General features: G+C 67.2%; 25 protein-coding genes. 20 read left to right on the top strand and 5 right to left on the bottom strand.

Translation table 11 applies throughout. From position 1 onward, the window contains the following. The first annotated feature begins 23 nt into the window (after positions 1-23). The 5 genes from gap (at position 24) to F816_RS0109130 (ending at position 5,852) form a co-directional block, all read left to right on the top strand. Positions 24-1,022 carry a type I glyceraldehyde-3-phosphate dehydrogenase gene (gene gap, locus F816_RS0109150; protein WP_018937381.1) on the top strand — a complete coding sequence of 333 codons (999 nt, stop codon included), beginning with the start codon at positions 24-26 and terminating at the stop codon, positions 1,020-1,022. A 129-nt stretch (positions 1,023-1,151) separates the two neighbouring features. Further along, positions 1,152-2,330, top strand: a complete 1,179-nt coding sequence (locus F816_RS0109145) for a phosphoglycerate kinase (protein WP_018145140.1) — start codon at positions 1,152-1,154, stop codon at positions 2,328-2,330. Positions 2,331-2,367: 37 nt separating this feature from the next. Further along, complete coding sequence (pyk, locus tag F816_RS0109140; RefSeq protein ID WP_018145141.1) at positions 2,368-3,798, top strand: pyruvate kinase; 1,431 nt, start codon at positions 2,368-2,370, stop codon at positions 3,796-3,798. A 78-nt stretch (positions 3,799-3,876) separates the two neighbouring features. Continuing rightward, positions 3,877-4,941 (top strand): class II fructose-bisphosphate aldolase, encoded by a 1,065-nt coding sequence (gene fba, locus F816_RS0109135; protein ID WP_019594479.1) that lies wholly within the window; start codon positions 3,877-3,879, stop codon positions 4,939-4,941. A 131-nt stretch (positions 4,942-5,072) separates the two neighbouring features. After that, positions 5,073-5,852: a lipid-binding SYLF domain-containing protein gene (locus F816_RS0109130; RefSeq protein ID WP_019594478.1), complete on the top strand. Its 780-nt coding sequence runs from the start codon at positions 5,073-5,075 to the stop codon at positions 5,850-5,852. On the opposite strand, the gene bioD is transcribed toward F816_RS0109130, so the two are convergent. Then, entirely contained in the window at positions 5,792-6,511 is a 720-nt protein-coding gene (gene bioD / locus F816_RS0109125; protein ID WP_019594477.1) for a dethiobiotin synthase, read from the bottom strand. The genes F816_RS0109130 and bioD overlap by 61 nt on opposite strands. After that, complete coding sequence (locus F816_RS0109120; RefSeq protein WP_026333214.1) at positions 6,508-7,404, bottom strand: phosphoribosylaminoimidazolesuccinocarboxamide synthase; 897 nt, start codon at positions 7,402-7,404, stop codon at positions 6,508-6,510. Before F816_RS0109120 ends, bioD begins: the two co-directional genes overlap by 4 nt. 267 nt (positions 7,405-7,671) lie before the next feature. Between F816_RS0109120 and purE the strand changes: the two genes are divergently transcribed. From purE to trpC, 13 genes are all read left to right on the top strand, one after another. Continuing rightward, complete coding sequence (purE, locus tag F816_RS0109115) at positions 7,672-8,181, top strand: 5-(carboxyamino)imidazole ribonucleotide mutase (protein ID WP_018145146.1); 510 nt, start codon at positions 7,672-7,674, stop codon at positions 8,179-8,181. Continuing rightward, complete coding sequence (locus F816_RS0109110) at positions 8,178-9,359, top strand: 5-(carboxyamino)imidazole ribonucleotide synthase (RefSeq protein ID WP_019594474.1); 1,182 nt, start codon at positions 8,178-8,180, stop codon at positions 9,357-9,359. Before purE ends, F816_RS0109110 begins: the two co-directional genes overlap by 4 nt. Continuing rightward, complete coding sequence (locus F816_RS0109105) at positions 9,356-9,973, top strand: class I SAM-dependent methyltransferase (protein ID WP_018168954.1); 618 nt, start codon at positions 9,356-9,358, stop codon at positions 9,971-9,973. Before F816_RS0109110 ends, F816_RS0109105 begins: the two co-directional genes overlap by 4 nt. A gap of 2 nt (positions 9,974-9,975) precedes the next feature. Next, entirely contained in the window at positions 9,976-10,641 is a 666-nt protein-coding gene (locus F816_RS0109100; RefSeq protein ID WP_019594473.1) for an energy-coupling factor ABC transporter permease, read from the top strand. Between the two features lie 469 nt (positions 10,642-11,110). Continuing rightward, positions 11,111-11,434 (top strand): c-type cytochrome, encoded by a 324-nt coding sequence (locus tag F816_RS0109095; RefSeq protein WP_019594472.1) that lies wholly within the window; start codon positions 11,111-11,113, stop codon positions 11,432-11,434. 193 nt (positions 11,435-11,627) lie between these two features. Then, the gene (gene rpe / locus F816_RS0109090; RefSeq protein ID WP_018145151.1) at positions 11,628-12,317 is read left to right on the top strand and encodes a ribulose-phosphate 3-epimerase; all 690 of its coding nucleotides are present in this window, start codon (positions 11,628-11,630) and stop codon (positions 12,315-12,317) included. A gap of 23 nt (positions 12,318-12,340) precedes the next feature. Next, positions 12,341-13,024: a phosphoglycolate phosphatase gene (locus F816_RS0109085; RefSeq protein ID WP_018145152.1), complete on the top strand. Its 684-nt coding sequence runs from the start codon at positions 12,341-12,343 to the stop codon at positions 13,022-13,024. 94 nt (positions 13,025-13,118) lie between these two features. Then, entirely contained in the window at positions 13,119-14,606 is a 1,488-nt protein-coding gene (gene trpE / locus F816_RS0109080) for an anthranilate synthase component I (protein ID WP_019594471.1), read from the top strand. A 9-nt stretch (positions 14,607-14,615) separates the two neighbouring features. Beyond that, positions 14,616-15,419: a triacylglycerol lipase gene (locus F816_RS0109075; protein WP_018145154.1), complete on the top strand. Its 804-nt coding sequence runs from the start codon at positions 14,616-14,618 to the stop codon at positions 15,417-15,419. A gap of 139 nt (positions 15,420-15,558) precedes the next feature. Beyond that, a complete protein-coding gene (locus tag F816_RS0109070) occupies positions 15,559-16,152 on the top strand; it encodes an aminodeoxychorismate/anthranilate synthase component II (RefSeq protein WP_019594470.1) in 594 nt (197 codons plus the stop codon). 166 nt (positions 16,153-16,318) lie between these two features. Next, positions 16,319-17,548: a multidrug effflux MFS transporter gene (locus F816_RS0109065; protein ID WP_019594469.1), complete on the top strand. Its 1,230-nt coding sequence runs from the start codon at positions 16,319-16,321 to the stop codon at positions 17,546-17,548. 29 nt (positions 17,549-17,577) lie between these two features. After that, positions 17,578-18,612, top strand: coding sequence for an anthranilate phosphoribosyltransferase (gene trpD / locus F816_RS0109060; RefSeq protein ID WP_019594468.1), 1,035 nt, complete (start codon positions 17,578-17,580; stop codon positions 18,610-18,612). Then, on the top strand, positions 18,609-19,424 hold the full coding sequence (gene trpC, locus F816_RS0109055) for an indole-3-glycerol phosphate synthase TrpC (RefSeq protein ID WP_018937369.1): 816 nt from the start codon (positions 18,609-18,611) through the stop codon (positions 19,422-19,424). Before trpD ends, trpC begins: the two co-directional genes overlap by 4 nt. An 84-nt stretch (positions 19,425-19,508) precedes the next feature. On the opposite strand, the gene crp is transcribed toward trpC, so the two are convergent. Then, positions 19,509-20,156, bottom strand: a complete 648-nt coding sequence (gene crp / locus F816_RS0109050) for a cAMP-activated global transcriptional regulator CRP (protein WP_018145159.1) — start codon at positions 20,154-20,156, stop codon at positions 19,509-19,511. A gap of 198 nt (positions 20,157-20,354) precedes the next feature. Between crp and F816_RS0109045 the strand changes: the two genes are divergently transcribed. Together F816_RS0109045 and speD are read left to right on the top strand one after the other, a co-directional pair. Continuing rightward, complete coding sequence (locus tag F816_RS0109045) at positions 20,355-20,783, top strand: OsmC family protein (RefSeq protein ID WP_018145174.1); 429 nt, start codon at positions 20,355-20,357, stop codon at positions 20,781-20,783. Between the two features lie 373 nt (positions 20,784-21,156). Continuing rightward, positions 21,157-21,966, top strand: coding sequence for an adenosylmethionine decarboxylase (gene speD / locus F816_RS0109040; RefSeq protein ID WP_018145175.1), 810 nt, complete (start codon positions 21,157-21,159; stop codon positions 21,964-21,966). A 62-nt stretch (positions 21,967-22,028) separates the two neighbouring features. On the opposite strand, the gene coq7 is transcribed toward speD, so the two are convergent. Then, complete coding sequence (coq7, locus tag F816_RS0109035) at positions 22,029-22,670, bottom strand: 2-polyprenyl-3-methyl-6-methoxy-1,4-benzoquinone monooxygenase (RefSeq protein ID WP_019594467.1); 642 nt, start codon at positions 22,668-22,670, stop codon at positions 22,029-22,031. 63 nt (positions 22,671-22,733) lie between these two features. Then, positions 22,734-23,927, bottom strand: coding sequence for a (Fe-S)-binding protein (locus tag F816_RS0109030; protein WP_019594466.1), 1,194 nt, complete (start codon positions 23,925-23,927; stop codon positions 22,734-22,736). Positions 23,928-23,940: the final 13 nt, after the last annotated feature.

Raw genomic sequence — 23,940 nt, 5'->3', positions numbered from 1 at the left:
TAAGCAATAAAGAGGAGACTCTCATGTCTATCAAGGTTGGTATCAACGGCTTCGGTCGTATCGGCCGCATGGCTTTCCGTGCCATCGCCAAGGACTTCCCGAACCTCCAGGTGGTCGGCATCAACGACCTGCTGGATCCGGAATATCTGGCCTACATGCTGCGTTATGACTCGGTCCATGGCCGCTTCGAAGGCGACGTCAGCGTCGACGGCAACGACCTGGTGGTCAATGGCAACCGCATCCGCCTGACCGCCGAGAAGGATCCGGCCGCGCTGAAGTGGGGCGATATCGACGCCGACATCGTGATCGAATCCACCGGTCTGTTCCTGACCGCCGAGACCGCCCAGAAGCATCTGGACGCCGGCGCCAAGAAGGTCGTGATGTCCGCGCCGTCCAAGGACGACACCCCGATGTTCGTCTTTGGCGTGAACCATGGTGAGTACGCCGGCCAGAACATGGTCTCGGCCGCGTCCTGCACCACCAACGCCCTGGCCCCGGTGGCCAAGGTGCTGAACGACAAGTTCGGCATCAAGCGTGGTCTGATGACCACCGTGCACGCCGCCACGGCGACCCAGAAGACCGTCGATGGCCCGTCCATGAAGGACTGGCGTGGGGGCCGCGGCATCCTGGAGAACATCATCCCGTCCTCCACCGGTGCCGCGAAGGCTGTGGGCAAGGTGCTGCCGGAACTGAACGGCAAGCTGACCGGCATGGCCTTCCGCGTGCCGACCTCCGACGTGTCGGTGGTCGACCTCACCGTGGAGCTCAACAGCGACGCCAACTATGACGACGTCTGCGCGGCCATGAAGAAGGCCTCCGAGGGCGAGCTGAAGGGCGTGCTGGGCTACACCGAAGACCTTGTGGTCTCCACCGACTTCCGCGGCTACACCGCCCCGTCCGTGTTTGACGCCGGCGCCGGCATCCAGCTGGACCCGACCTTCGTGAAGGTCGTCGCCTGGTACGACAACGAGTACGGCTACACCTGCAACATGCTGCGCATGGTGGAGCACGTCGCCAAGTAAGGCCGGATGGCCGGGCCCCTCGGGGTCCGGCCATTTGCATTGCCTGGGTCCAAGAGGCCTGGGGCCAGTCCCTGCGGGGGCTCGCCCGAAGCCTTTTCTCTTTCCAACCGTATTTCGAGAGGTACTCCCATGTCTGTCATCAAGATGACCGATCTCGACCTGCAGGGTCGCCGTGTGCTGGTGCGTCAGGATCTCAACGTCCCGGTGAAGGGCGGCAAGGTCACCTCCGACGCCCGTATCCGCGCGAGCCTCGAGACCGTGCAGAAGGCCCTGGATGCCGGCGCGGCCGTGATGCTGATGTCGCATCTGGGCCGCCCGACCGAGGGCGAGTTCTCCGAGGAGGACTCTCTGGCCCCGGTCGCCGAGCATATGGGTGGCCTGCTCGGGCGCGAAGTGCGCCTGGTGCGAGACTACCTCGATGGCGTGGATGCCAAGCCGGGCGAGGTGATCCTGCTCGAGAACGTGCGCTTCAACGCCGGCGAGAAGAAGGACGACGAGGCGCTGGCCAAGAAGTACGCTGCGCTGTGCGACGTGTTCGTCATGGACGCCTTCGGTACCGCCCACCGCGCTCAGGCCTCCACCCATGGCGTGGCCAAATTCGCCCCGCAGGCCTGCGCCGGCCCGTTGCTGGCCAAGGAGCTGGAGGCCCTGGGTCAGGCCCTGGAGACCCCGAAGCGCCCGCTGGTGGCGATCGTCGGTGGGTCCAAGGTCTCGACCAAGCTGACCGTGCTGGAGTCGCTGTCCAAGGTTGTCGATCAGCTGATCGTGGGTGGCGGCATCGCCAACACCTTTATCGCGGCCCAGGGCCATGGTGTCGGCAAGTCGCTGTACGAGGCGGATCTGGTCGATGAGTCCAAGCGCCTGATGGAGGCCGCCCGCGCCAAGGGCGGCGAGATCCCGGTCCCGACCGACGTGACCGTGGGCAAGGAGTTCTCCGAGTCGACCCCGGCCGAGACCAAGGCCGTGGACGCCGTCGCGGACGACGACATGATCTTCGATGTGGGCCCCGAGACCGCGGCCACCTACGCCGAGGCCCTGCGCAATGCCGGCACCATCGTCTGGAACGGCCCGGTGGGCGTGTTCGAGTTCGATCAGTTCGCCGGCGGCACCAAGGCCCTGGGCGAGGCGATCGCCGAGAGCAACGCGTTCTCCATCGCCGGGGGTGGCGACACCCTGGCCGCGATCGACAAGTACAACCTGGCGGATCGCATCAGCTACATCTCCACCGGCGGCGGCGCCTTCCTCGAGTTCCTCGAGGGCAAGACCCTGCCGGCCGTCGCCATCCTGGAAGAACGGGCCAAGGGCTGAGGCCCTTGTCCTTTCCCGCTGACGGAGACACGCGCGGATGAGACGTACCAAGATCGTAGCCACGCTGGGACCGGCAACGGACAGCGACGAGGCCATGGAGGCCATCATCCGGGCCGGTGTGGATGTGGTCCGGTTGAATTTCTCGCATGGCGATCCGGATGACCACCGCCAGCGCCTGGCGCGGCTGCGGGCCGCCTCCGAGCGCGCCGGCCGTTGCGTCGGTGTCCTGGGCGACCTGCAGGGCCCCAAGATCCGCATAGACCGCTTCCAGCAGGGTAAGGTGCAGCTGGAAGAGGGCGCACCCTTCGCGCTGGATGCCGAGCTGGATCGCGACGCGGGCGATGCCACCCAGGTCGGCCTGACCTACAAGGACCTCCCGGACGACGTGCGCACGGACGACATCCTGCTGCTGGATGACGGCCGTATCGTGCTCAAGGTCACGGCGGTCAACGGCAGCCGGATCGAGACCACCGTCGAGGTCGGCGGCGAGCTGTCCAATAACAAGGGCATCAACCGCCAGGGCGGCGGCCTGTCTGCGCCCGCGATTACGGACAAGGACCGCGACGATATCCGCCTGGCGGCCGAGCTGCAGGTGGACTACCTGGCCGTCTCGTTCCCGCGTTCCGCCCAGGATCTGCACCTGGCGCGGGGCCTGTTGAAGGATGCCGGCTGGGAGGCCGGGATCTGCGCCAAGATCGAGCGCTCCGAGGCCCTGGAGGTGATCGACGAGATCATCGCCGCCTCCGAGGTCATCATGATCGCCCGCGGCGATCTGGGCGTGGAGATCGGTGATGCCGAGCTCCCGGGGGTGCAGAAGACCCTGATCACGCGCGCGCGCAGCCTCAATCGTCTGGTCATCACGGCGACCCAGATGATGGAGACCATGATCCAGAACCCGATCCCGACCCGCGCCGAGGTGTTCGACGTGGCCAACGCGGTGCTGGACGGCACGGATGCGGTGATGCTCTCCGGCGAGACCGCGACCGGGCGTTATCCTGCGCGCGTGGTCACCAGCATGGACCGGATCTGCGAGGCTGCCGAGCGCCAGCGCGCCGCACGCCAGTCGGACCATCGCATGGATTCGACCTTCGGCCGGGTCGACGAGGCCATCGCGATGGCCACCATGTATACCGCCAACCATCTCGATGTCTCCGCGATCGCCGCGCTGACCGAGTCCGGGTCCACGGCGCTGTGGATGTCGCGCATCAGCTCGGGCATCCCGATCTACGCGCTCACCCAGCACGAATCCACCAGCCGCCGCATGACGCTTTATCGCGGCGTCTACCCGGTGACCCTGAAGCCGATCCCCGAGAGCCACGAAAGCGTGAACCGTGAAGCGGTGAACTTGCTCAAGGCCGAGGGCGTCGTGCAGGATGGCGAGTTGGTCATCATTACCAAGGGCGACCTGCAGGGCGAGCATGGTGGGACTAACGCCATGAAGATCGTGCGCGTCGGCGAACTGGCCTGACCCGCGCACCGCCCGCAGTCGCCAACCAGATAATCGACTTTTTCACTACCTCAGTCCGAATCCCGTAAGGAGGAATCCATGGCACTAATCTCACTTCGCCAGCTTCTGGACCATGCCGCCGAGCATGGCTATGGCATGCCGGCGTACAACGCCAACAACATGGAACAGGTCCATTCGATCATGGAAGCGGCCGCTGCGGTCGACTCCCCGGTGATCATTCAGGCCTCCGCCGGTGCCCGCAAGTACGCCGGCGAGCCCTTCCTGCGCCACAACATCATCGCAGCCATCGAGCAGTACCCGGACATCCCGGTTGTGCTGCACCAGGATCACGGCTCCGAGCCGGCAGTCTGCCTGCGCTCCATCCAGTCCGGCTTCAGCTCGGTGATGATGGACGGCTCCCTGATGCCTGACATGAAGACCCCGGCCTCTTACGACTACAACCGTGACGTGACCGCCAAGGTCTCCGAAATCGCTCACGCCTGTGGCGTGTCCGTGGAAGGCGAGCTGGGTTGCCTGGGCTCCCTGGAAACCGGCATGGCCGGCGAGGAAGACGGTTCCGGTGCCGAGGGCAAGCTGTCCCACGACCAGCTGCTGACCGACCCGGACGAGGCCGCCGACTTCGTGAAGAACACCAAGTGCGACGCCCTGGCGATCGCTATCGGTACCTCCCACGGCGCCTACAAGTTCACCCGTCCGCCGACCGGTGACATCCTGGCCATCCAGCGTGTGAAGGAGATCCACGCCCGCATCCCGGATACCCATCTGGTCATGCACGGCTCCTCCTCCGTTCCGCAGGAGTGGCTGCAGATCATCAACAAGTACGGCGGCGACATGGGCGAGACCTACGGCGTGCCGGTCGAAGAGATCCAGGAAGGCATCAAGCACGGCGTGCGCAAGGTCAACATCGACACCGACCTGCGCATGGCCTCCACCGGTGCGGTGCGCAAGTTCCTGGCCGAGAACCCGAAGGAATTCGACCCGCGCAAGTTCCTGAAGGCCTCGACCGCCGCGATGAAGGACCTCTGCCAGGCCCGTTACGAGGCCTTCGGTTGCGCCGGCATGGCGTCCAAGATCAAGCCGATCTCCCTGGACGACATGGTCAAGCGCTACCTGTCCGGCGAGCTGGATCCCAAGGTCAACTGATCCTGCGGATTGCAGCACGAAAAAGGGGGCTTCGGCCCCCTTTTTTTGTGCCATGATGAATGTATTCGTTAGGGAGACGCCGACGCATTCGCGCGGCCGCGTCTCCCTTGGCCTTTTTGGAGGTTTCCACGATGCAACGACTGGTCCTTTTTTGCCTTACGACGCTGGTGTTTGCCGCCATGGTGGGGAGCGCTCACGCGAACCCGTTCAGCCGCGAGATCGATCCGCAGGACATCATCGATCGCGCCCAGGCGACGGTGGAGAACATGGCGACCCACCCCGAGTACGAGTCCCTTAAAGAGGACCTGCGCGACGCCCGCGGCGTAGTGATCTTCCCGCGCGTGGCTCGCGGGGCCTTCCTGATAGGAGGCTCCGGCGGCATCGGCGTGTTCCTGGCCTGGGACGACGAGCGCGGCGATTACTCGCCAGTGGCGTTCTACTCCCTTGGTTCGGTCAGCTTCGGCATGCAGTTCGGTGGTGATGCCGCCGAGGTGGTGATGGTCGCACGCACCCAGGATGCGGTGGACTCGATGTTCGGGTCCGCCATCCGCCTGGGGGGCGATGCCTCGGTAGCCGCCGGTCCGGTGGGTGCGGGCCGTAGCGCTACCCCGACCGCCGACTTCCTGTCCTACTCGCGGGCGCGGGGTGCCTACTTGGGCATGAGTTTATCCGGCTCGCGCATGACCGTGCGCGACGACTTCAACGAGGCGTACTACGGCGAGTCCCAGCGCCCGGTGCATATCATCGAGAGCCGCCGCGTCGACCGCGAGGGGACCCGTGCCCTGCGCGAGACCCTGGCCGGGTTCCGTGTTGACGAAGAGGAAGCCCCTGCGGCCTCCGAGTCCCGCGGTCAGGAGCGCGAGTCCTCCGGCGGCGTTCGCCCGGACAACTTCGAGGTGGAGAGCTTCTGAACCAGCGCCGCGCGGGTGATGCCTTCGGCTGACTCGATGATCGGGGCGCTCGTGCGTGAACGCAGTGCGGCGGCATTGTCGAGGCGCGGGTCGGCATCCACCCGGCGCCGGTTCAGCACGATCCCGGCCAGTTGCAGGCCGCGTCGTTCCAGGGCCTCCAGGGTCAGAAGGCAGGTGTTCAGTGTGCCCAGGCGGTCCTCCGCCACCAGCAGGACCGGCAGCCCGAGGGCCTCGGCGAGGTCCGCGTTCAGGCCATCCGCGCACAGCGGTGAGTAGAAGCCCCCCGCACCCTCCACCAGCCGCGGGCCCGTGCCGTCGCCCGCGCAGGCCGCGGCCAGCTCCGCGATCGTCAGGCGCACGCCCTGGTTCGCGGCGGCCTGGTCCGGGGCGATGGCATCGGGGAAGCGCCAGGGCGTCACGCGCTCGATCGTGGCGTCCGGCAGTCCCGCTGCGCGGGCCAGGTTGAGGCCGTCCTCCGGTGTCAGCCCGTGGGCGCCCATCGCGCAGCCGGACTCCACCGGTTTGCGCGGCTGTGGGTGCAGGCCGAGTTCCTGCCAAAGCTGCAGCAGGGCACAGCTGACGAAGGTTTTGCCGACGCCGGTGTCGGTGCCGGTGACGAACAGGCCCTGCGGGGGCGCTTCTGTCTGTGCCGGGCTCATGCGTCGCGGGTCAGGCGCTCCAGGGCCTCGCGATAGCGCGCCGCAGTCTGTTCTACCACTTCCGCGGGCAGCTCGGGGCCGGGCGCCCGCTTGTCCCAGTCCAGGGTCTCCAGATAGTCGCGTACGTATTGCTTGTCGAAGGACTCGGGGCTGGTGCCCGGTGCGTAGCGGTCAGCCGGCCAGAAGCGCGAGGAGTCCGGGGTCAGGACCTCGTCGATCAGATGCAGGGTGCCGGCGGCATCGACGCCGAACTCGAACTTGGTGTCGGCGATGATGATGCCGCGCTCGGCCGCGTAGTCGCGCGCCATGGCGTAGATCGAGAGTGCCGCGTCGCGCACCTGTCGTGCGCGTTCTTCGCCGATGGTCGCCACCACGGCATCAAAGTCGATATTGGCGTCGTGGTCGCCGACGTCGGCCTTGGTGCTGGGGGTGAAGATCGCCTCGGGGAGCTGCGAGGCGAGCTCCAGGCCGGCCGGGAGCGGGATGCCGCAGACCGCGCCGCTTGCCTGGTAGTCCTTCCAGCCAGAGCCGATCAGATACCCGCGTACCACCGCCTCCACCGGCAGGGCTTCGAGCCGGCGAATCACCAGGCTGCGTTCTTCCAGCGGGGCGCGAATGGCCGGGTCCGGGATCACCTGTTCCAGCGGGATATCGGTCAGCTGGTTGGGGATGCCCAGCTCGCGCTCCACCTTGTGCATCCAGAACTGCGTGATCTCGGTCAGCACTCGGCCTTTCTCGGGCACGGCCGTGGGCAGGATCACGTCAAAGGCGGACAGGCGGTCGGTGGTGACCATCAGCCAGTGGTCGGCGTCCACCGCATAGAGATCGCGCACCTTGCCGCGATGCACGAGTTCCAGGTCGGGGAGTTGGCTTTCAAGCAGGGTGTCAGTCATGCCGCGATTCTACCGGGCGAGGCCGTTTTGCACCACGAGGCCATCCATGACACGACGAAGGTCAACGGCGGTTGCGCCAAGGAGGGAAAAGAGCGCGCGGAGGAGGCGGTCGATGGTTTAGCGGGCGGTAGGATGTGATGAGCAAAGCGAATCGCATCGTGTCTCTTTAAATTCCGACCGGCATTTCCTCCGTGTCTTCGTGTGCTTCGTGGTGAATACGGCTTGTCGGGTGGGGCCGGGGTCGCTATCGTTCGGGCCATGACTGAGATGGCAGGCAATTCGGCGGCGCCTCGCGTGGGCGTCGTGATGGGGAGCACCTCCGACTGGGCGACCATGGAGCGGGCGGTGGATGTGCTGGACGAACTCGGGGTCCCGTTCGAGGCCCGGGTGGTGTCGGCTCACCGAACACCGGATCTCCTGTTCGAGTACGCCGAGCAGGCGCGCGAGCGTGGTCTGCAGGCGATCATCGCCGGGGCCGGGGGGGCGGCGCACCTGCCGGGGATGCTGGCATCCAAGACGCCGGTACCGGTGCTCGGGGTGCCGGTTGCCTCGCGCCACCTGAAGGGGCAGGACTCGCTGCTGTCCATCGTGCAGATGCCGCGCGGCATCCCTGTGGCGACCTTCGCGATCGGCGAGGCGGGCGCGGCCAACGCCGCCTTGTTCGCCGCCGCGATGCTGGCGAACCACGATCCCGATCTGCGTGAGCGTCTGGATGCCTTTCGCCAGTCCCAGAGTCAGGCCGTGCTGGGGCAGACCCTGCCACCGGACCCGTCATGATCCAGCCCCCTGCGACCCTCGGGCTGCTCGGTGGCGGGCAGCTCGGCCGCTATTTCGTGGAGGCCGCACAAGGCATGGGCTATGCCGTATGGGTCCTGGACCCGGACCCGGCGAGCCCGGCCGGGCGAGTGGCGGCGCGCCACCTGTGTCAGGCCTTCGACGACCCCGATGCGCTGCAGGCCCTGGCCGGGGCCTGCGTGGTCATTACCACCGAGTTCGAGAACATCCCGCGCCCGGCCGTGGAGTGGCTGGATGCCCGCGCCTGTCTGCGCCCGGGGCCGCGCGCCCTGAGCATTGCCCAGGATCGCCTGGAGGAGAAGGCCTTCCTCGGCGAGATCGGTGTGGCGGTAGCCCCCTGGCAGGCGGTCCTGGCCGGCCAGACGCCCGAAGTGCGAACGGACGTGGGAGGGCCGACGTTCCCCGCGATCCTGAAGACCGCGCGCCTGGGCTATGACGGCAAGGGCCAGGTCCGGCTGGCGCAGGCCGGCGAGTTGCCTGCGGCGCATGCCGAGCTGGGGCTGGTGGACTGCGTGCTGGAGGCCCAGGTCGAGCTGGAGCGCGAGCTCTCGGTGCTGGTGGCGCGAACCGCGGAAGGGACGACCGAGGCCTTTCCGGTGGCGGAAAACACCCATCACGAGGGCATCCTGCACCTCACGCGGGTGCCGGCCCGAGTCGGTGACGAGCCGCGCGAACGCGCCACGGCGATCGCCCGGCACATTGCCGAGCAGCTCGACTACCAGGGGGTGCTGGCGGTGGAGTTTTTCCTCACGGTGGAGGGCGAGTTGCTGGTCAACGAGATCGCCCCGCGCCCGCACAACTCCGGGCACTACACTCAGGATGCCTGCACCGTCAGTCAGTTCGAGCAGCAGGTGCGCGCGGTCTGCGGGCTGGGGCTGGCCCCGGCCTTGCTGACCACGCCGGTGGCGATGGTTAACCTGCTGGGTGACCTGTGGCCCGCCGCAGCGGAGCCCGACTGGCAGGGCGTGCTGGCTGCCGGCCGCGCGCGGCTGCATCTGTATGGCAAGACCGAGGCCCGGTCCGGCCGCAAGATGGGGCACGTCAACGTGCTCGGTCTGCCGGGCGAGGACGACGCCGGCGCCGCGGCCTCCACCGCCGAGGCCCTGTGGCAGGGCCTGGCCGAGGCTGTGGAGCGGACTGCGGACGGAGGGGGGGCATGAAGGAGGGCTTTCCCACGATCCAGGCGCGGCGTACCCGTCAGGCGGAGCTGAAGCGCGATCTGGAGTTCGAGGACACGCTGGCCGGAGAACACCTGCGGTTCCGCACGACCTGGGGCCTGTTCTCGCCGCGCCGCATCGACGATGGCACGCGGATGTTGCTGGAGCGCATCGAGGTCGAGCCCACCGATGCCTGCCTGGATCTGGGCTGCGGCTATGGCCCGATCGGCCTGACGCTGGCGCGCAAGGCGCCCCAGGGCCACTGCACGCTGGTGGACACCAACTTCCTGGCGGTGGAGTACAGCCGGCGTAACGCCGAGCTGAACGGCATCACCAATGTGGACTGCGTGACCAGTAACGGCTTCGCGCAGATCCGTGACCGGCGTTTCGATCTGGTCACCTCCAACCTGCCGGCCAAGGTGGGGCGCGAGATGCTCTACACCTACCTGCTGGACGCCCACGAGCAGATGAACCCGGGTGGACGCATCTATGTCGTAACCATTACCGGGTTGCGGCGGTTCATCGAGAAGGGGTTCAAGGAAGTGTTCGGCAACTACGACAAGGTCAAGCAGGGCCGCGAGTACACTGTCGCGGCCGCGGTGCGCGAGCCCGACTGAGCATGGTCGAGGGGGCGGGCGAACTGCCGGTTGCGCTCCAGGTGCTGTCCGCCGTGCTGCTGGGTGGCGGCATGCTGGTGATGCTGCGGCGTATGCCCTGGGAGACCTTCTTCGTGCCCGGCCGCGCCCAGCTGTTCGTGATCGCCACGCTGTGCCTGCTGCTGATCTGGAGCATGCGGGCGCAGACCCTGGATGGGCTGGCCCTGCATTTTCTGGGCATGGCCACGGTGACCCTGATGTTCGGTTGGCAGCTGGCGATCCTGATGGTCTTCCTGGTAGTGGCGATCCTCGGCCTGTTCGGCGTGCTCCCACTGGCCGCCTTCCCGTTGACGGTGTTGCTGGCGGGCATCCTGCCGGTCGCGGTCACCTGGGGCCTGCTGCGGCTGTCCGAGGCGCGTCTGCCCGCACACATGTTCATCTACCTCTATGCGGTCGGTTTCCTCGGCGGGGCGTTGTCGGTGGTCGCCACCGTGCTGGCCTCGGCGGCGATCTACGGGTTGTTCACCGAGCTCGCCTGGGCGGATATCCATCGCGACTACCTGCGCTACCTGGCCCTGCTGGTGCTGCCCGAGGCGGTGATCAACGGGATCGTGATTACCGGCCTGGTCATGGTGCGTCCCGAGTGGCTGGCGACCTGGTCGGACGAGCGCTACATCCACGGACGCTAGGGAAACACTGATCAATGAACGCGTTCGCGTTGGTACCCCAGGTTTTCCGAGACAAGGCGCGTCGTGCAACAGGTAGTGGTTCTACCTGTAAGCGGCGCAACGCAGGATCGGGGAACCTGGGGTGCCAACCCCGCAAGTTATTGAAAGGAGGGGCTCGGCCGCCCGTTGCGGACGAAAACGGGCGCGCGCACAGCGTTGCGGCTCCCTTGTGCAGAATGACTGCACGGCAGTCACCGCGCCTTGTTCGCACGCAAAAGCGACTCGAGCGCGAACGCGTTCATTGATCAGTGTTTCCCTAGGAAGGCTCCGGCCCGCATTCTCCGACCGATCGAATGGCTCCATGGAGCGGCCTGTGGCTATTTCCCTGTTTGGTTCTATGTTAATGCACCATTCAGGAAAGCCCTGCTAACGTTTGCATCAAGACGGGGCGATGACCCCGCCCGGGAACTTGAACGAGGAGACTACAATAATGAAAACCAAGCTGTTCGTGCTGGCCGGTATTGCCGGCAGTGTCCTGATGCTGTCCAGTGCGGCCCAGGCCGCCGATATCCAGGCGGGGCAGTCCAAGTACCAGAACACCTGTGCCAGCTGTCACGGTGCCCAGGGCAAGGGGCAGGCGATCTTCCCGGCCTTGGCCGGCAAGGACGCGGACACCGTGGCCAGTCTGCTGGAGCGCTATCGCGCCGGCGAGGAAGTCGGTGATCATACCGCGCTGATGCGTCCGCAGGCCCAGGGGCTGAGCGACGCCGACATCGCCAACCTGTCCAATTACATCGCGACCGAGTTCAACTGATCCGGGCGCCTTGGTAGAGGCAAGCGAAGGCAACAAACGGGCCGGGGGTTTCCCCGGCCCGTTTGCGTTGGAGTGCCGCCCGCTGCGACCACTGGCTTTTGCCTGGCATCCCGGCATCCGGTAAAGTTCGGCGATTCCGAGAGCACGGTCGACGGTCGGCCCTGCTTCACCAGCGATCCCTGCGAGGCTTTCCATGGCACAACCCGATTTCATCGCCCCGTCCATCCTTTCCGCCGACTTCGCCCGCCTGGGCGAGGAAGTCGACAACGTCCTGGCGGCCGGTGCCGACACCGTGCACTTCGACGTGATGGACAACCACTACGTGCCCAATCTGACGATCGGTCCGCTGGTCTGCGATGCCCTGCGCAAGCACGGCGTGACCGCGCCGATCGACGTGCACCTGATGGTCAAGCCGGTGGATCGCATCATCCCGGACTTCGCCCAGGCCGGTGCCAGCTACATCACCTTCCACCCGGAGGCCTCCGATCACATCGACCGCACCCTGCAGCTGATCCACGCCGAGGGCTGCAAGGCCGGGCTGGTGTTCAATCCGGCAACCCCGCTGTCCTATCTCGAGTACGTGATGGACAAGGTCGACATGATCCTGCTGATGTCGGTGAACCCGGGCTTTGGTGGCCAGAAGTTCATCCCGAATACGCTGGACAAGCTGCGCGCCGCGCGCAAGATGATCGACGACTCCGGGCGTGACATCCGCCTCGAGATCGACGGTGGCGTAAAGGCCGACAACATCCGCGAGATCAAGGCTGCCGGGGCCGATACCTTCGTCGCCGGGTCTGCGATCTTCGGCGCTGGCAGCGACACCGACCCGAACCGCTATGACAGCATCATCCAGCAGATGCGCGACGAGCTGGCCAAGGCCTGAATCGACGGTTACCGGAGACCGGGATGTCCCTGAAACGCCCCCGCATGATCCTGATCGACCTGGACGGTACGCTGATTGACAGCGTGCCGGACCTGGCCTTTAGTGTGGATGCGATGATGCGCGAGCTGGGCCTGCCCGAACGCGGCGAGCCGGCCGTTCGCAACTGGGTCGGCAACGGCGTGGAACGGCTGGTCCAGCGTGCGCTGGTCAACGACCTCGACGGCGAGCCGGACGCGGAGCAGTTCGCACGTGCGCTGCCGGTGTTCATGCGTATCTACCAGGAGAACACCGCCGGGCGTTCGCCGCTTTACCCGGGCGTGCGCGAGGGGCTCGACCAGCTCAAGGCCGCGGGGTATCGCCTGGGCTGCGTGACCAACAAGGCCGAGCGCTTCACCGTGCCGCTGCTGCGCGAAAAGGGCATCCTCGACGACTTCGAGATCGTGGTCGCCGGCGACGCCCTGCCGCAGAAGAAGCCGGATCCGGCCCCGCTGCTGCACGCGGCCGACAAGCTCGGCGTGGACCCGTCCGAGGCTTTGATGGTCGGGGACTCCAAGAGCGACGTGAAGGCCGCCCGCGCCGCTGGCTTCCAGATCGTCTGCATGACCTACGGCTATAACCACGGCAAGGATATCCGCGACGAGCACCCGGACGCGGTGCTCGATCGGCTGGACGAGCTGCCGGACCTGCTGCCCGCCCGGGCGGCGTGATCCGTGATGTCGGCAACAGACCGGACAATGGGGCGATGGCGAGACGGCGAATGAACCGCCACGCCATCCATCCCCCTTGTCAGGAACCGTTGTGATGACCCCCGAACAGTTCGATCAGTTGGCCCGCGAGGGCTATAACCGCATCCCGCTGGTGCGCGAGGTCCTGGCGGATCTCGACACCCCGCTGTCCATCTTCCTCAAGCTGGCCAACCGGCCGTATTCCTACCTGTTCGAGTCCGTGCAGGGCGGGGAGCGCTGGGGGCGGTATTCCTTCATCGGCCTGCCGGCGCGCACCCTGGTGCGCGTGCATGGCCACGACATCACCGTGGAGACTGACGGTGCGGTGGTGGAGCAGACCACCGAGACGGACCCGCTGGCCTGGATCGAGGCCTATCAGGCGCGCTTCAAGGCCGCGGAGTTGCCGGGGCTTCCACGCTTCACTGGTGGCCTGGTCGGCTACTTTGGCTTCGAGACCGTGCGCCTGATCGAGCCGCGCCTGGAGGGGCCGGAGAAGCCGGATGCCCTGGGGTTGCCGGATATCCTGCTGATGGTCTCCGAGGAGGTCGTGGTCTACGACAACCTCTCCGGGCGGCTGTATCTGGTGGTGCACGCGGATACGACCCAGGCCGGTGGTCAGGCTGTGGCCGCCGCCCGCCTGGATGAGCTGGAGAACCGCCTGGGCGAGCCGCTGGTACCGCCGGAGGATCCGCCGCATCCACACGCGGTGCCGGAGTATGTGTCCGGCTGGTCGGCCGAGGGCTATCAGGCCGCCGTCGAGCGGGCGCAGGAATACATCATGGACGGCGACGTGATGCAGGTGGTGCTGGCACAGCGCATGAGCGTGCCGTTCTCCGCGCCGCCGCTGAACCTATACCGTGCCCTGCGGGCGCTGAACCCGTCGCCCTACATGTACTACCTCGACCTGGACGATCACCACGTGGTCGGTGCCTCGCCGGAGATCCTGGTGCGCCTGGAGGACGACCGCGTGACGGTGCGCCCGATCGCCGGCACCCGCCCGCGCGGGCGTACCGAGGCGGAAGATCGCGCGCTGGAGGCCGAACTGCTGGCGGATCCAAAGGAGCGTGCCGAGCATCTGATGCTGATCGATCTGGGGCGCAACGACGTCGGCCGGGTCTGCGAGATCGGCTCGGTGGAGGTGACTGACACCATGAGTATCGAGCGCTACTCGCATGTGATGCACATCGTCTCCAACGTGGAGGGCCGGCTGGCCCCGGGTCACTCGCCGATGGATGTCCTGCGTGCGACCTTCCCGGCCGGGACCGTTTCGGGGGCACCGAAGATCCGCGCGCTGGAGATTATCGACGAGCTGGAACCGGTCAAGCGCGGGCCCTACTCCGGTGCGGTGGGGTACCTCTCGTGGTCGGGCAATATGGACACCGCGATCGCGATCCGCACCGCCGTGCTGCACGACGGCGAGTTGCACATCCAGGCCGGGGCCGGTGTGGTCCACGACTCGGTGCCGGAAAACGAGTGGCAGGAGACCCTGAACAAGGGGCGCGCGGTGGTGCGTGCGGCCGAGACCGCCCTGGGCGGTCTGGGGCCCCGGCGCCACCGCGACTGAGGGCCGGTCATGCGGTGCGGTGGCCTTCGCATCCTGTTGCTGGTGCTCGGGCTCTGGCTGTTGCCGGGGCTGGCGGCGGCGCAGATCGTGGTGCTGGTACCCGGGGGCTGGGATCGCGGCGACGGCTTTCGCCAGGCCGGGTTCACCGCGGCCCTGAACGCCGCCGGCTATGCCGATGGCGGGCGTGCCCGTGCAAACGTGGGCGCTGCGCACTTCGAGCGAGCCCCCGACCCCGCCGCACGCCAGTTCTATACCGTGGATCTGCCGACCGCTGTGGCTCCACCGGAACGGGCGCGGGCGCTCGGCCAGGTGGTCGATGGTCTGACCCGGCGCCATCCCGGCCGCGAGCTGGTGCTGGTCGGGCATTCGACCGGCGGGGTCGTGGCTCGCGAGCTGCTGGTGCGTCAGCCGCACCCGGCCATCTCCACCCTGGTGACCTTCTCCGCGCCGCATGCGGGGGGCGGCTGGTCTGCGCTGGCGCGTTCGGTGACGGACGCGCTGGCCGATTCCCCGCTGGGGCTGTACGCCCCGTTCGCCGGAATGCAGGGGCTGCACCGGCGCGAGGGGCTGTGGGGGCCGGAGGGCGGCTCGCCGGATGCGACGCACCTGGAGTGGCTGAACACGCGGGAGCATCCGCCCATCCGCTATGTATCGGTGGTGCGGCTGGCCGACCCGTGGGTGGATGCCGCCAGTCAGGACATGAACCGTCTCCCGGCCTTGCGCGGAAGGGCTCACACCCTCCCCAGCCCTGGCGGGCACCGGTTGGAGGCCGCCGACGGCACCCTGCTGGTGGCGCTGTTGCTGCCCCGATGAAGGCGCGCGGTTTCGTCAGCGCGATTGCGGTTGCGGCGCAACCACTTGGGACCCGGGGTATGCTTGATCCCTGCCAGGGTGCGCATGACCTCGGTTTTATTCGTCTGCCCGTTTCTTTCGGCCTCCAGGGACGCTCGCCATGATCCTGATGCTCGACAACTACGACTCGTTCACCTTCAACCTGGTCCAGTACCTGGGCGAGCTGGGGGCGGAGGTGGTGGTGCACCGCAATGACCGCATCACCCCGGAACAGATTGTGGAGCTCGACCCCACCGGTATCGTGATCTCTCCCGGCCCCTGTACGCCGAACGAGGCGGGGGTGTCGCTGGAGGTGATTCGACGCTTCGCCGGCGAGATCCCGATCCTCGGGGTCTGCCTCGGCCACCAGGCGATCGGCCAGGTCTTCGGTGGCCGCGTGGTGCGGGCGCGCGAGATCATGCACGGCAAGACCTCGCCGGTGCATCACACCGGGGTCGGGGTGTTCACCGGGCTGGAGAATCCGCTGGAGGCCACGCGCTATCACTCGCTGGTGGTCGAGGCCGCGAGCCTCCCGGAATGCCTGGAGGTCACTGCCTGGACCCAGCGCGAAGACGGCGCGCGCGACGAGATCATGGGCCTGCGTCATCGCGAGCTGGATGTCGAGGGCGTGCAGTTTCACCCGGAATCCATCCTGACCCGCCAGGGGCACGAACTGCTCGGCAACTTCCTGAGTCGCCTGCCCCAGCCGGCGTGAAGCGCAGGTCAATAGACACCTCTCCGCTCGGCGCTCACTGCTTGTTCTGGATGGCAGGCGGGGTTCGCCTGGCCGCGCCTGCTGGCGGTATTGCGGCTCGCACCGCTCGCGCGGCGGCCTATCGCGGGTCGTGCCCGGCCGGTGTCCACTCTCGATTCCGGCGCGCATGCCTCGCTTGAGGGGCGCCGCCACGGAACGCCGCACGCGGCTGCGCTTCGCCCTGCTGGTAGCGCCGCTGTCCATGCTGGCGCCGTTCTCGCTGGATACCTATCTGCCCTCGTTTCCGGCGATGGCCGAGGCCCTGGCCGTCGATGGCGTGGCGATGCAGGCGACGCTGTCCGCCTATCTGGTCGCGTTCGCCGTTGCCACCCTGATTGCCGGCCCGCTGTCGGATGCCTATGGCCGGCGCCCGGTGGTGTTGTGGGCCCTGCTGGCCTACGTGCTGACCTCGGCGCTGCTGGTGTTCGCGATGGAGTACTGGCAGGTGCTGGCGTTGCGCATGGGACAGGGGCTGGCGGCGGCGGCCGGGGTGGTGGTCGGGCGAGCGCTGATCCGCGATCGCTTTGATCCCACCGACGCGCGGCGGGTGTTCGCGCTGGTCACCATGATGTTCGCGATCGGGCCGGCCGCCGCGCCGATCATCGGCGGCTGGTTGCAGGCGGCGTTTGGCTGGCGTTCGGTGTTCGCCTTCCTGACACTCTACGGCGTCTTCCTGCTGTTGGCGGTGCGCGCCTGGATGCCGGAGACCCTGCCGCCGGTCGGCCGTGTATCCAGCCATCCGCGTCCGGTCATCCGTGGCTACCTGGGCACGCTGCGCAACCCGGCCTTCCTGTTCCCGGTCGCGGTCCATGCAGGGATGTTCGGGGCGATGTTCCTGTTCATTGCCGCGTCCCCGACCATCATCTACGAGCACCTGCAGGGCGGGGAACAGGACTTCTGGTGGTTGTTCGGGCCGCTGGTCGCCGGGCTGGTGGTGGGCGGCTTCGTCGCCGGGCGCGTGGCCGGGGTGGTGAGCCCGCAGCGGGCCGTGGCGATCGGGCTCGGGCTGTCCGGCCTGTCGCTGGCGCTGGTGGGCCTGGCGGTGCTGGCCGACGGTCCGGTGGTCGCGATCACTCTGCCATTCGCGCTGTACAGCTTTGCCCTGGCCACCGCGATGCCGTCCCTGACCCTGTTGGCGCTGGACTGCTACCCGGGCGCGCGCGGCATGGCCGCGGCCATGCAGGCCTTCGTGCAACTGGGCTTCAGTGCGTTGCTGGCGCTGTTCCTGGTCGACTGGCTGGACGATGTCATGGGGCGTCTGGTCCTCGCGGCGTTGCTGCTCTGGGCCCTGGCACTGGCCGCCTGGCTGGTCGCGCCGGGCGGTGGTCGTGCGGGCACCGCGCGGACGTTACACTAGCCGCTTCGAATTTCCGCAGGAGCAAGCCCGTGACCGTGCAGCAAGCGATAGCGGCCCTCATCGAGCGCCGCGACCTGGACGAGGCGACCATGACCGCCGTGATGCAGGCGGTGATGACCGGCGAGGCCACGGATGCCCAGATCGGCGCGTTCCTGGTGGCCCTGCGCATGAAGGGCGAGACCATCGAGGAGATCCGCGCGGCTGCCGGCGTGATGCGCTCGCTGGCCACGCGCGTGGAGGTGCCACGTACCGGGCTGGTGGATACCTGCGGAACCGGCGGCGATGCCTCGGGCACCTTCAATATCTCCACCGCAGCGGCGCTGGTGGCGGCGGCGGGCGGCGTGCGGGTCGCCAAGCACGGCAATCGCTCGGTGTCGTCGAAATCCGGCAGTGCCGACGTGCTGGAATCGCTGGGGATCTCGCTGGGCCTGTCGCCGGCGGCGGTGGGGGCCTGCATCGACGAGGTTGGTGTTGGCTTCCTGTTCGCTCCCGCCCACCACGGCGCGATGAAGCACGCGATCGGTCCGCGCAAGGAACTCGGCGTGCGTACGCTGTTCAATGTGCTGGGGCCGCTGACCAACCCCGCCGGGGCGCCGAATCAGGTGCTCGGCGTGTTTTCCCAGGATTGGGTGCGCCCGCTGGCCGAGGCCCTGAAGGGGCTCGGTAGTGAGCACGTCCTGGTGGTGCATGCCGAGGATGGTCTGGACGAGATCAGCATCGCCTCGCCGACCCGGGTGGCGGAGCTGCAGGATGGCGAGATCCGTGAATACACCATCCGTCCGGAGGATTTCGGGCTGACGACCACGGCGCTGGATGCAGTCCGGGTCGACAGCGTGGAGGCCTCGGCCAGCATGCTGCGCGGCGTGCTGGACGGACAGGCGGGTGCGGCGCGCGACATCGTGCTGCTGAATGCCGGGGCGGCGATCTACGCCGGCGGCGGGGCGGACACACTCGCAGCGGGGATCAAGGCCGCGGCCCGGGCGATCGATTCCGGCGCGGCGCGCGAACGGCTGGAGCGCCTGCAAGCGACCAGCGCAAGACTGGCAAACAAGGAAGCACAATGAGTGAAGGCAACGCAGTACCCGACATCCTGCAGCGCATCCTGGAGCGCAAGCGCGAGGAGCTGAAGGAACGCGAGGTGTACTGGCCACTGCGCGAGCTGCGCGGCTGGATGGGGTCCGCCCCGGCACCGCGCGGTTTTCGCGCGGCCCTGCAGCGCGATATCGACGCCGGGCGCCCTGCGGTGATCGCGGAGATCAAGAAGGCCAGCCCGAGCCAGGGCCAGATCAGCCCGAACTTCAACCCCGAGGCGTTTGCGCGCAGCTACGAGGAGCATGGTGCGACCTGTCTGTCGGTGCTGACCGACGTGGACTTCTTCAAGGGGCGCGACGGCGACCTGCGCGATGCGCGCGTGGCCTGCACGATCCCGATCCTGCGCAAGGATTTCGTGATTGATCTCTACCAGGTCTACGAGGCCCGTGTACTCGGTGCGGATTGCGTGCTGCTGATCGCGGCGGCGCTGGATGACACGGCGCTGCACGAGCTCTTCTTCCTGACCCGCGAGCTGGGCATGGATGCCCTGGTGGAGGTACACGACGCCGAAGAGCTGGAGCGGGCCAAGCGCATCGGGGCCGACCTGATTGGCATCAACAACCGCGACCTGCACAGCTTCGAGACGCGGCTGGAGACGACGCTGGAACTGAAGGATCAGGTGCCGGAGGAGGCCCTGCTGGTGACCGAAAGCGGCATCCACACGCGCGAGGATGTCGCCCGCATGCAGGCGGCCGGGGTGAATGCCTTTCTGGTGGGCGAGGCCTTCATGCGCACCGAGGACCCGGGCGCGGCTCTGGGCCAGCTGTTCCGCGGCGAACAGTAGACTCTCCCAAGGGAGGGGCGAAGGCCCGGGCCGAAGGAGGCTGGCCCGGGTTTTGTCTCGATGGAGGCTGCGGGGAATGCAGCGTCAGCGGGTGCCGAACACCACGATGGTCTTGCCGTGGGCGGTGATCAGGCCGCGTTCTTCCAGATCCTTCAGCACGCGTCCGGCCATCTCGCGCGAGCAGCCCACGATACGCGCGATCTCCTGCCGGGTGATGCGTAGCTGCATGCCGTCGGGGTGGGTCATCGCGTCGGGCTGCTGGGCCAGGTCCAGCAGGGTGTGGGCGATGCGTCCGGTGACATCCACGAACGCGAGGTCCATCACCTTGCGCGAGGTCTGACGCAGGCGGGCCGCGATCTGGCTGGTGAGCAGCATCAGGATCTCGGGGTCGCGCTGGGCGATCTCGCGGAACTGGGTGTAGGGAATCTCCGCGGTCTCGGTGTCCTCGCGGGTGGTGACAGTCGCGCTGCGCGGGTCGTCCTCGAACATGCCCAGCTCGCCGAAAAACTCGCCCTTGTTCAGGTAGGCAAGTACCAGCTCATGTCCGTTGTTCTCGCCCAGTACCGAGACCGAACCACTGACCACGTAATACAGTGTGTCAGGTACGGTGCCCGAGTGAATGATCGTGGTGCGCTTGCGGTACTGGCGCCGGTGGCAGTAGCCGAGGAAACGCTCCAGCGCGGGCGACGGCTGCGCCGGGCGGTAAATGAACGGGTTGTTCAAGGCTTCCATGGTCACGTCCGATATCAGCTTCCTGAAGATGAGCGCCAGTGTAATGCAGCATCCGTGCCCTGCACCCCGGGGTAACTGGCACCGTTCACAAAATCCGCCGGCAAGGCCCTGTTTTGTGCAGCAGGTCCGCCCTGAGTAGAGTTCTACCCGAGTATAGGCGTGGATTTCTCCATCCAACAGTGTGAAAGGACAAGCCCGATGCAGGTGAAAGTGAAATGGCTGGATCAGGTGGCCTTTGTCGGCGAGACCGACAGTGGCCACGCGGTGGTGATGGACGGGGCGCCGGATGCCGGCGGGCGCAACCTGGGTGCGCGTCCGATGGAGATGCTGTTGCTGGGGATGGGGGGTTGTACCAGCTTCGACGTGATTGCGATGCTGAAGAAGGCGCGCCAGCAGGTGCTGGACTGCGAGGTGACCGTGGAGGGTACGCGGGCGGAGACCGTGCCCAAGGTCTTTACCGATATCCACGTGCACTTTCGCGTGTACGGCCACGAGCTGTCAGAGAAGCAGGTCGGGCGTGCGGTGGGGCTCTCGGCCGAGAAGTACTGCTCGGCCTCGCTGATGCTGGGGGCCTCGGCGAAGGTGACCCACGACTTCGAGATCATCGAGGGGCCGGCGCCGCGCTGAGGGAAACACATGATTCATGTACACGCTTGCGTTGGCACCCCAGGTTTTCCGAGACAAGGCGCGTCGTACAGCGGGTAGTGGTTCTACCCGCAAGCGGCGCAACGCAGAATCCGGGAACCTGGGGTGCCAACCCCACAAGCTATTGAATGCAGGGGCTCGGCCGCTTTTGCGCGCGCACGGCGTTGCGGTTCCCTTGTGCAGAGTGACTGCACGGCAGTCACCGCGCCTTGTTCGCACGCAAAAGCGACTCGAGCGCAAGCGTGTACATGATTCAGTGTTTCCCTGAGCGGGAACTCGGGTTCTTTCCTTGGACTCGGAGGCCGGGGCGTCTACAATTCGCCGCTCGCTGCGGCCCGGGCCAAGAGGACACGCCATGCCTCGTCACAAGAAGCAGATCAAGCTCCACGGTTTCAATAACCTGACCAAGAGCCTGAGCTTCAATATCTACGATATCTGCTATGCCTCGGGTGACCGGCATCGCGATGAATACATTGCGTACATCGACGAGGCGTACAACGCCCAGCGTCTGACGCAGATCCTGTCCGACGTGGCCCACCTGATCGGGGCCAACATCCTCGATATATCGCGCCAGGACTACGATCCGCAGGGCGCGTCGGTGACCATGTTGATCTCGGAAGAGCCGGTAGCCACCGAAAAGATCGGCTACACCGAAGGTCCCGGTCCGTTGCCGGAGACCGTGGTCGGCCACCTGGACAAGAGCCACATTACGGTGCACACCTACCCGGAGGCGCACCCCGAGGGTGGGATCGCGACCTTCCGCGCGGATATCGACGTGTCCACCTGCGGGCGCATCTCGCCGCTGCGCGCCCTGAACTATCTGATCCACAGCTTCGAGTCCGACATCGTGATCATGGACTACCGTGTGCGCGGCTTCACCCGCGACGTGCGCGGCAAGAAGCACTTCATCGATCACAAGATCAACTCCATCCAGGACTTCCTGTCGCGCGACACCCAGGAGAAGTACCAGATGGTGGACGTGAACGTGTACCAGGAATACCTGTTCCACACCAAGATGGTACTGAAGGACTTCGACCTGGACAGCTACCTGTTCGGGCTGGGCAAGGATGATTACTCGGCCAAGGAGGCCAAGCGCATCTCCAAGCTGCTCAAGCACGAGATGATGGAGATCTTCTACGGCAAGAACATGAGTCGCCCGGGCTGAGTCGGTGCGCGCCGCGCGTTGCACGCGGCGGTGATCACCTGGCTTCCCGCGTCGCGGGTCAGTCAGATCCAGTAGGCGGTGCGCGTCATCACGCTGGACGTCAGCGGCATCAGGAGGTTGCGCACCGGCCACGGGGGCGCCTTGCCGCCCAGTGCCATCGCGTGCGCACCGTGTTCCACCTCGTCCTGCTTCATCTGCGCCAGGATGCGTGCGGAGACCTCGTCCTGTGCCGGCAGGCGCTCCAGATGGCGGTCCAGGTGGCGTTCCACCTGGCGCTCGGTCTCGTCGATAAAGCCCAGGCTGTAGGCATCGCCGGTCAGTCCGGCGAGTGCGCCCATCCCGAACGAGCCCATGTACCAGAACGGCCCCAGCAGGCTGGTACGGCCGCCCAGGTCGTGCACCCGCCGTGCGCACCAGTGCAGGTGGTCGCCCTCTTCGCGCGAGGCCTGGTCCAGATGGCCGCGGATCTCCGGGTTGCGGGCGGTCAGCATCTGGCCCTGGTATAGCCCCTGCGCGGCGACCTCGCCGGCATGATTGACCCGCATCAGGCGGGTGGACAGATCGCGCTCGTGATCCTCCAGGTGCGGCCCGATGTCATCCCCGCCGGGGGATGGCCGGCCGGTGGAGCGGGCCTGTCCGGAGACGACCTTCACGAAGGCATCGGCCTGGTTGATCAGGTGGTCCAGCGGGGAGAGTCGGCGCATGGTTCCGGTCCGGTTGGGGCGTCGTGGTGTACCCCTCAAGGGTACCGCAAGCGCGGGCAGGGATCAGCGCCCGGCGGAGTGGTGAGTGTGGTTTTTCAGACGCCGGGCCAGAAAGCGCGCGGGTGACAGGATTTCCGGTAGCCCCGATTGTTCGCTTGCCAGCGCCCGCAGGTGCACGCTGCAACCGACATTGGGGCTGATGATCGCGTCCGGGGCGTCGGCGGTCAGGGCCTGCAGGGTCTCGGTGCCCAGGTCGTCGGCCATGGCCGGCTGCGTCAGCATCGCGGTGCCGCCGGCGCCGCAACAGTTTGGCGCGTCGGTGACCGGCGCTAGCGTGACCCCGGGCAGGCGTTCCAGGAGCGCGGGCAGCTCGCGGGCCTCGCGGGTGACGTTGCGCAGGGTGCAGGGCCGGTGCAGCGCGATGCGTATCGGTGTGCCGTCCCAGATATCTCCGTTGGTGTTGGCGTCCAGCCACTGTGCCAGAAACCGGGTGAGGCTCTGGCTGCGCGCCGCCAGCGAGCCCTCGGGGTATTCGCGCAGCGTGGCCTCGCAACCGCTGTCCAGCGCGATCACCGGTACCTCGCGGGTGCCAAAGGCCTCGCCATTCCGCGCCCGCAGCGCCTGCGCCGCCGTGCGGTGGCCGGTGTGCTGGTCCAGCGCCCCGCAGCAGACCTGGCCCTGCGGGATGGCCACGCGCACGCCGAGCGCGTCGAGGACCGCCAGAGCGGCTTCGAGATCGGGGCCGGTGAAGAAGCGGTCCATGCAGCCGGTGAACAGCAGGGCATCGGCCGTCTCCGGGCTCGCGGTCGCGTGCAGTCGGGGGGCGGGTGCCAGGGAGTCGCGGGTGTGGGCGAGACTGCGTTCCCAGCCGCCGCGTGGCAGCAGGCGGTCTACACCCAGGCGGGCGCCAGTGCGCGCCGCCAGCCCCCCGAGACTGCGCAGGGTTGGGTGCAGCAGGGCCTGATGTTGTAGCGTCTGGCGCCAGCGGTCCCCGCGCGACGGCGTGGTGGGGTGTTCGGTCAGGATCTCGCGGGCGCGGTCGATCAGCGCCCCGAAGGGCACGCGCGCCGGGCACACCACTTCGCAGGAGCGACAACCCAGGCAGCCTTCCAGATGGCTGCGCAGGCGTTCGGATTCCGGCTCCAGCCGGCCCTGGGCCAGGCCCTGCATCAGGGTCAGCCGCCCGCGCGGGGAGTCGCCCTCGACCCCGTGCCAGCCGTAGGTCGGGCAATGCGGCAGGCACAGGCCGCAGTGCACGCACTGGTCCGCG

Source organism: Thioalkalivibrio sp. ALM2T, from assembly GCF_000381505.1.
GTDB lineage: Bacteria > Pseudomonadota > Gammaproteobacteria > Ectothiorhodospirales > Ectothiorhodospiraceae > Thioalkalivibrio > Thioalkalivibrio versutus.
Note: the sequence above shows the minus strand (reverse complement) of the source record. Positions and strands in the feature narration are given on the sequence as shown.

Bases quoted from the DNA above. Each gene is read 5' to 3' on its own strand.
- gap (WP_018937381.1), top strand. From the start codon at position 24: ATGTCTATCAAGGTTGGTATCAACGGCTTCGGTCGTATCGGCCGCATG.
- F816_RS0109145 (WP_018145140.1), top strand. From the start codon at position 1,152: ATGTCTGTCATCAAGATGACCGATCTCGACCTGCAGGGTCGCCGTGTG.
- pyk (WP_018145141.1), top strand. From the start codon at position 2,368: ATGAGACGTACCAAGATCGTAGCCACGCTGGGACCGGCAACGGACAGC.
- fba (WP_019594479.1), top strand. From the start codon at position 3,877: ATGGCACTAATCTCACTTCGCCAGCTTCTGGACCATGCCGCCGAGCAT.
- F816_RS0109130 (WP_019594478.1), top strand. From the start codon at position 5,073: ATGCAACGACTGGTCCTTTTTTGCCTTACGACGCTGGTGTTTGCCGCC.
- bioD (WP_019594477.1), bottom strand. From the start codon at position 6,511: ATGAGCCCGGCACAGACAGAAGCGCCCCCGCAGGGCCTGTTCGTCACC.
- F816_RS0109120 (WP_026333214.1), bottom strand. From the start codon at position 7,404: ATGACTGACACCCTGCTTGAAAGCCAACTCCCCGACCTGGAACTCGTG.
- purE (WP_018145146.1), top strand. From the start codon at position 7,672: ATGGCAGGCAATTCGGCGGCGCCTCGCGTGGGCGTCGTGATGGGGAGC.
- F816_RS0109110 (WP_019594474.1), top strand. From the start codon at position 8,178: ATGATCCAGCCCCCTGCGACCCTCGGGCTGCTCGGTGGCGGGCAGCTC.
- F816_RS0109105 (WP_018168954.1), top strand. From the start codon at position 9,356: ATGAAGGAGGGCTTTCCCACGATCCAGGCGCGGCGTACCCGTCAGGCG.
- F816_RS0109100 (WP_019594473.1), top strand. From the start codon at position 9,976: ATGGTCGAGGGGGCGGGCGAACTGCCGGTTGCGCTCCAGGTGCTGTCC.
- F816_RS0109095 (WP_019594472.1), top strand. From the start codon at position 11,111: ATGAAAACCAAGCTGTTCGTGCTGGCCGGTATTGCCGGCAGTGTCCTG.
- rpe (WP_018145151.1), top strand. From the start codon at position 11,628: ATGGCACAACCCGATTTCATCGCCCCGTCCATCCTTTCCGCCGACTTC.
- F816_RS0109085 (WP_018145152.1), top strand. From the start codon at position 12,341: ATGTCCCTGAAACGCCCCCGCATGATCCTGATCGACCTGGACGGTACG.
- trpE (WP_019594471.1), top strand. From the start codon at position 13,119: ATGACCCCCGAACAGTTCGATCAGTTGGCCCGCGAGGGCTATAACCGC.
- F816_RS0109075 (WP_018145154.1), top strand. From the start codon at position 14,616: ATGCGGTGCGGTGGCCTTCGCATCCTGTTGCTGGTGCTCGGGCTCTGG.
- F816_RS0109070 (WP_019594470.1), top strand. From the start codon at position 15,559: ATGATCCTGATGCTCGACAACTACGACTCGTTCACCTTCAACCTGGTC.
- F816_RS0109065 (WP_019594469.1), top strand. From the start codon at position 16,319: ATGCCTCGCTTGAGGGGCGCCGCCACGGAACGCCGCACGCGGCTGCGC.
- trpC (WP_018937369.1), top strand. From the start codon at position 18,609: ATGAGTGAAGGCAACGCAGTACCCGACATCCTGCAGCGCATCCTGGAG.
- crp (WP_018145159.1), bottom strand. From the start codon at position 20,156: ATGGAAGCCTTGAACAACCCGTTCATTTACCGCCCGGCGCAGCCGTCG.
- F816_RS0109045 (WP_018145174.1), top strand. From the start codon at position 20,355: ATGCAGGTGAAAGTGAAATGGCTGGATCAGGTGGCCTTTGTCGGCGAG.
- speD (WP_018145175.1), top strand. From the start codon at position 21,157: ATGCCTCGTCACAAGAAGCAGATCAAGCTCCACGGTTTCAATAACCTG.
- coq7 (WP_019594467.1), bottom strand. From the start codon at position 22,670: ATGCGCCGACTCTCCCCGCTGGACCACCTGATCAACCAGGCCGATGCC.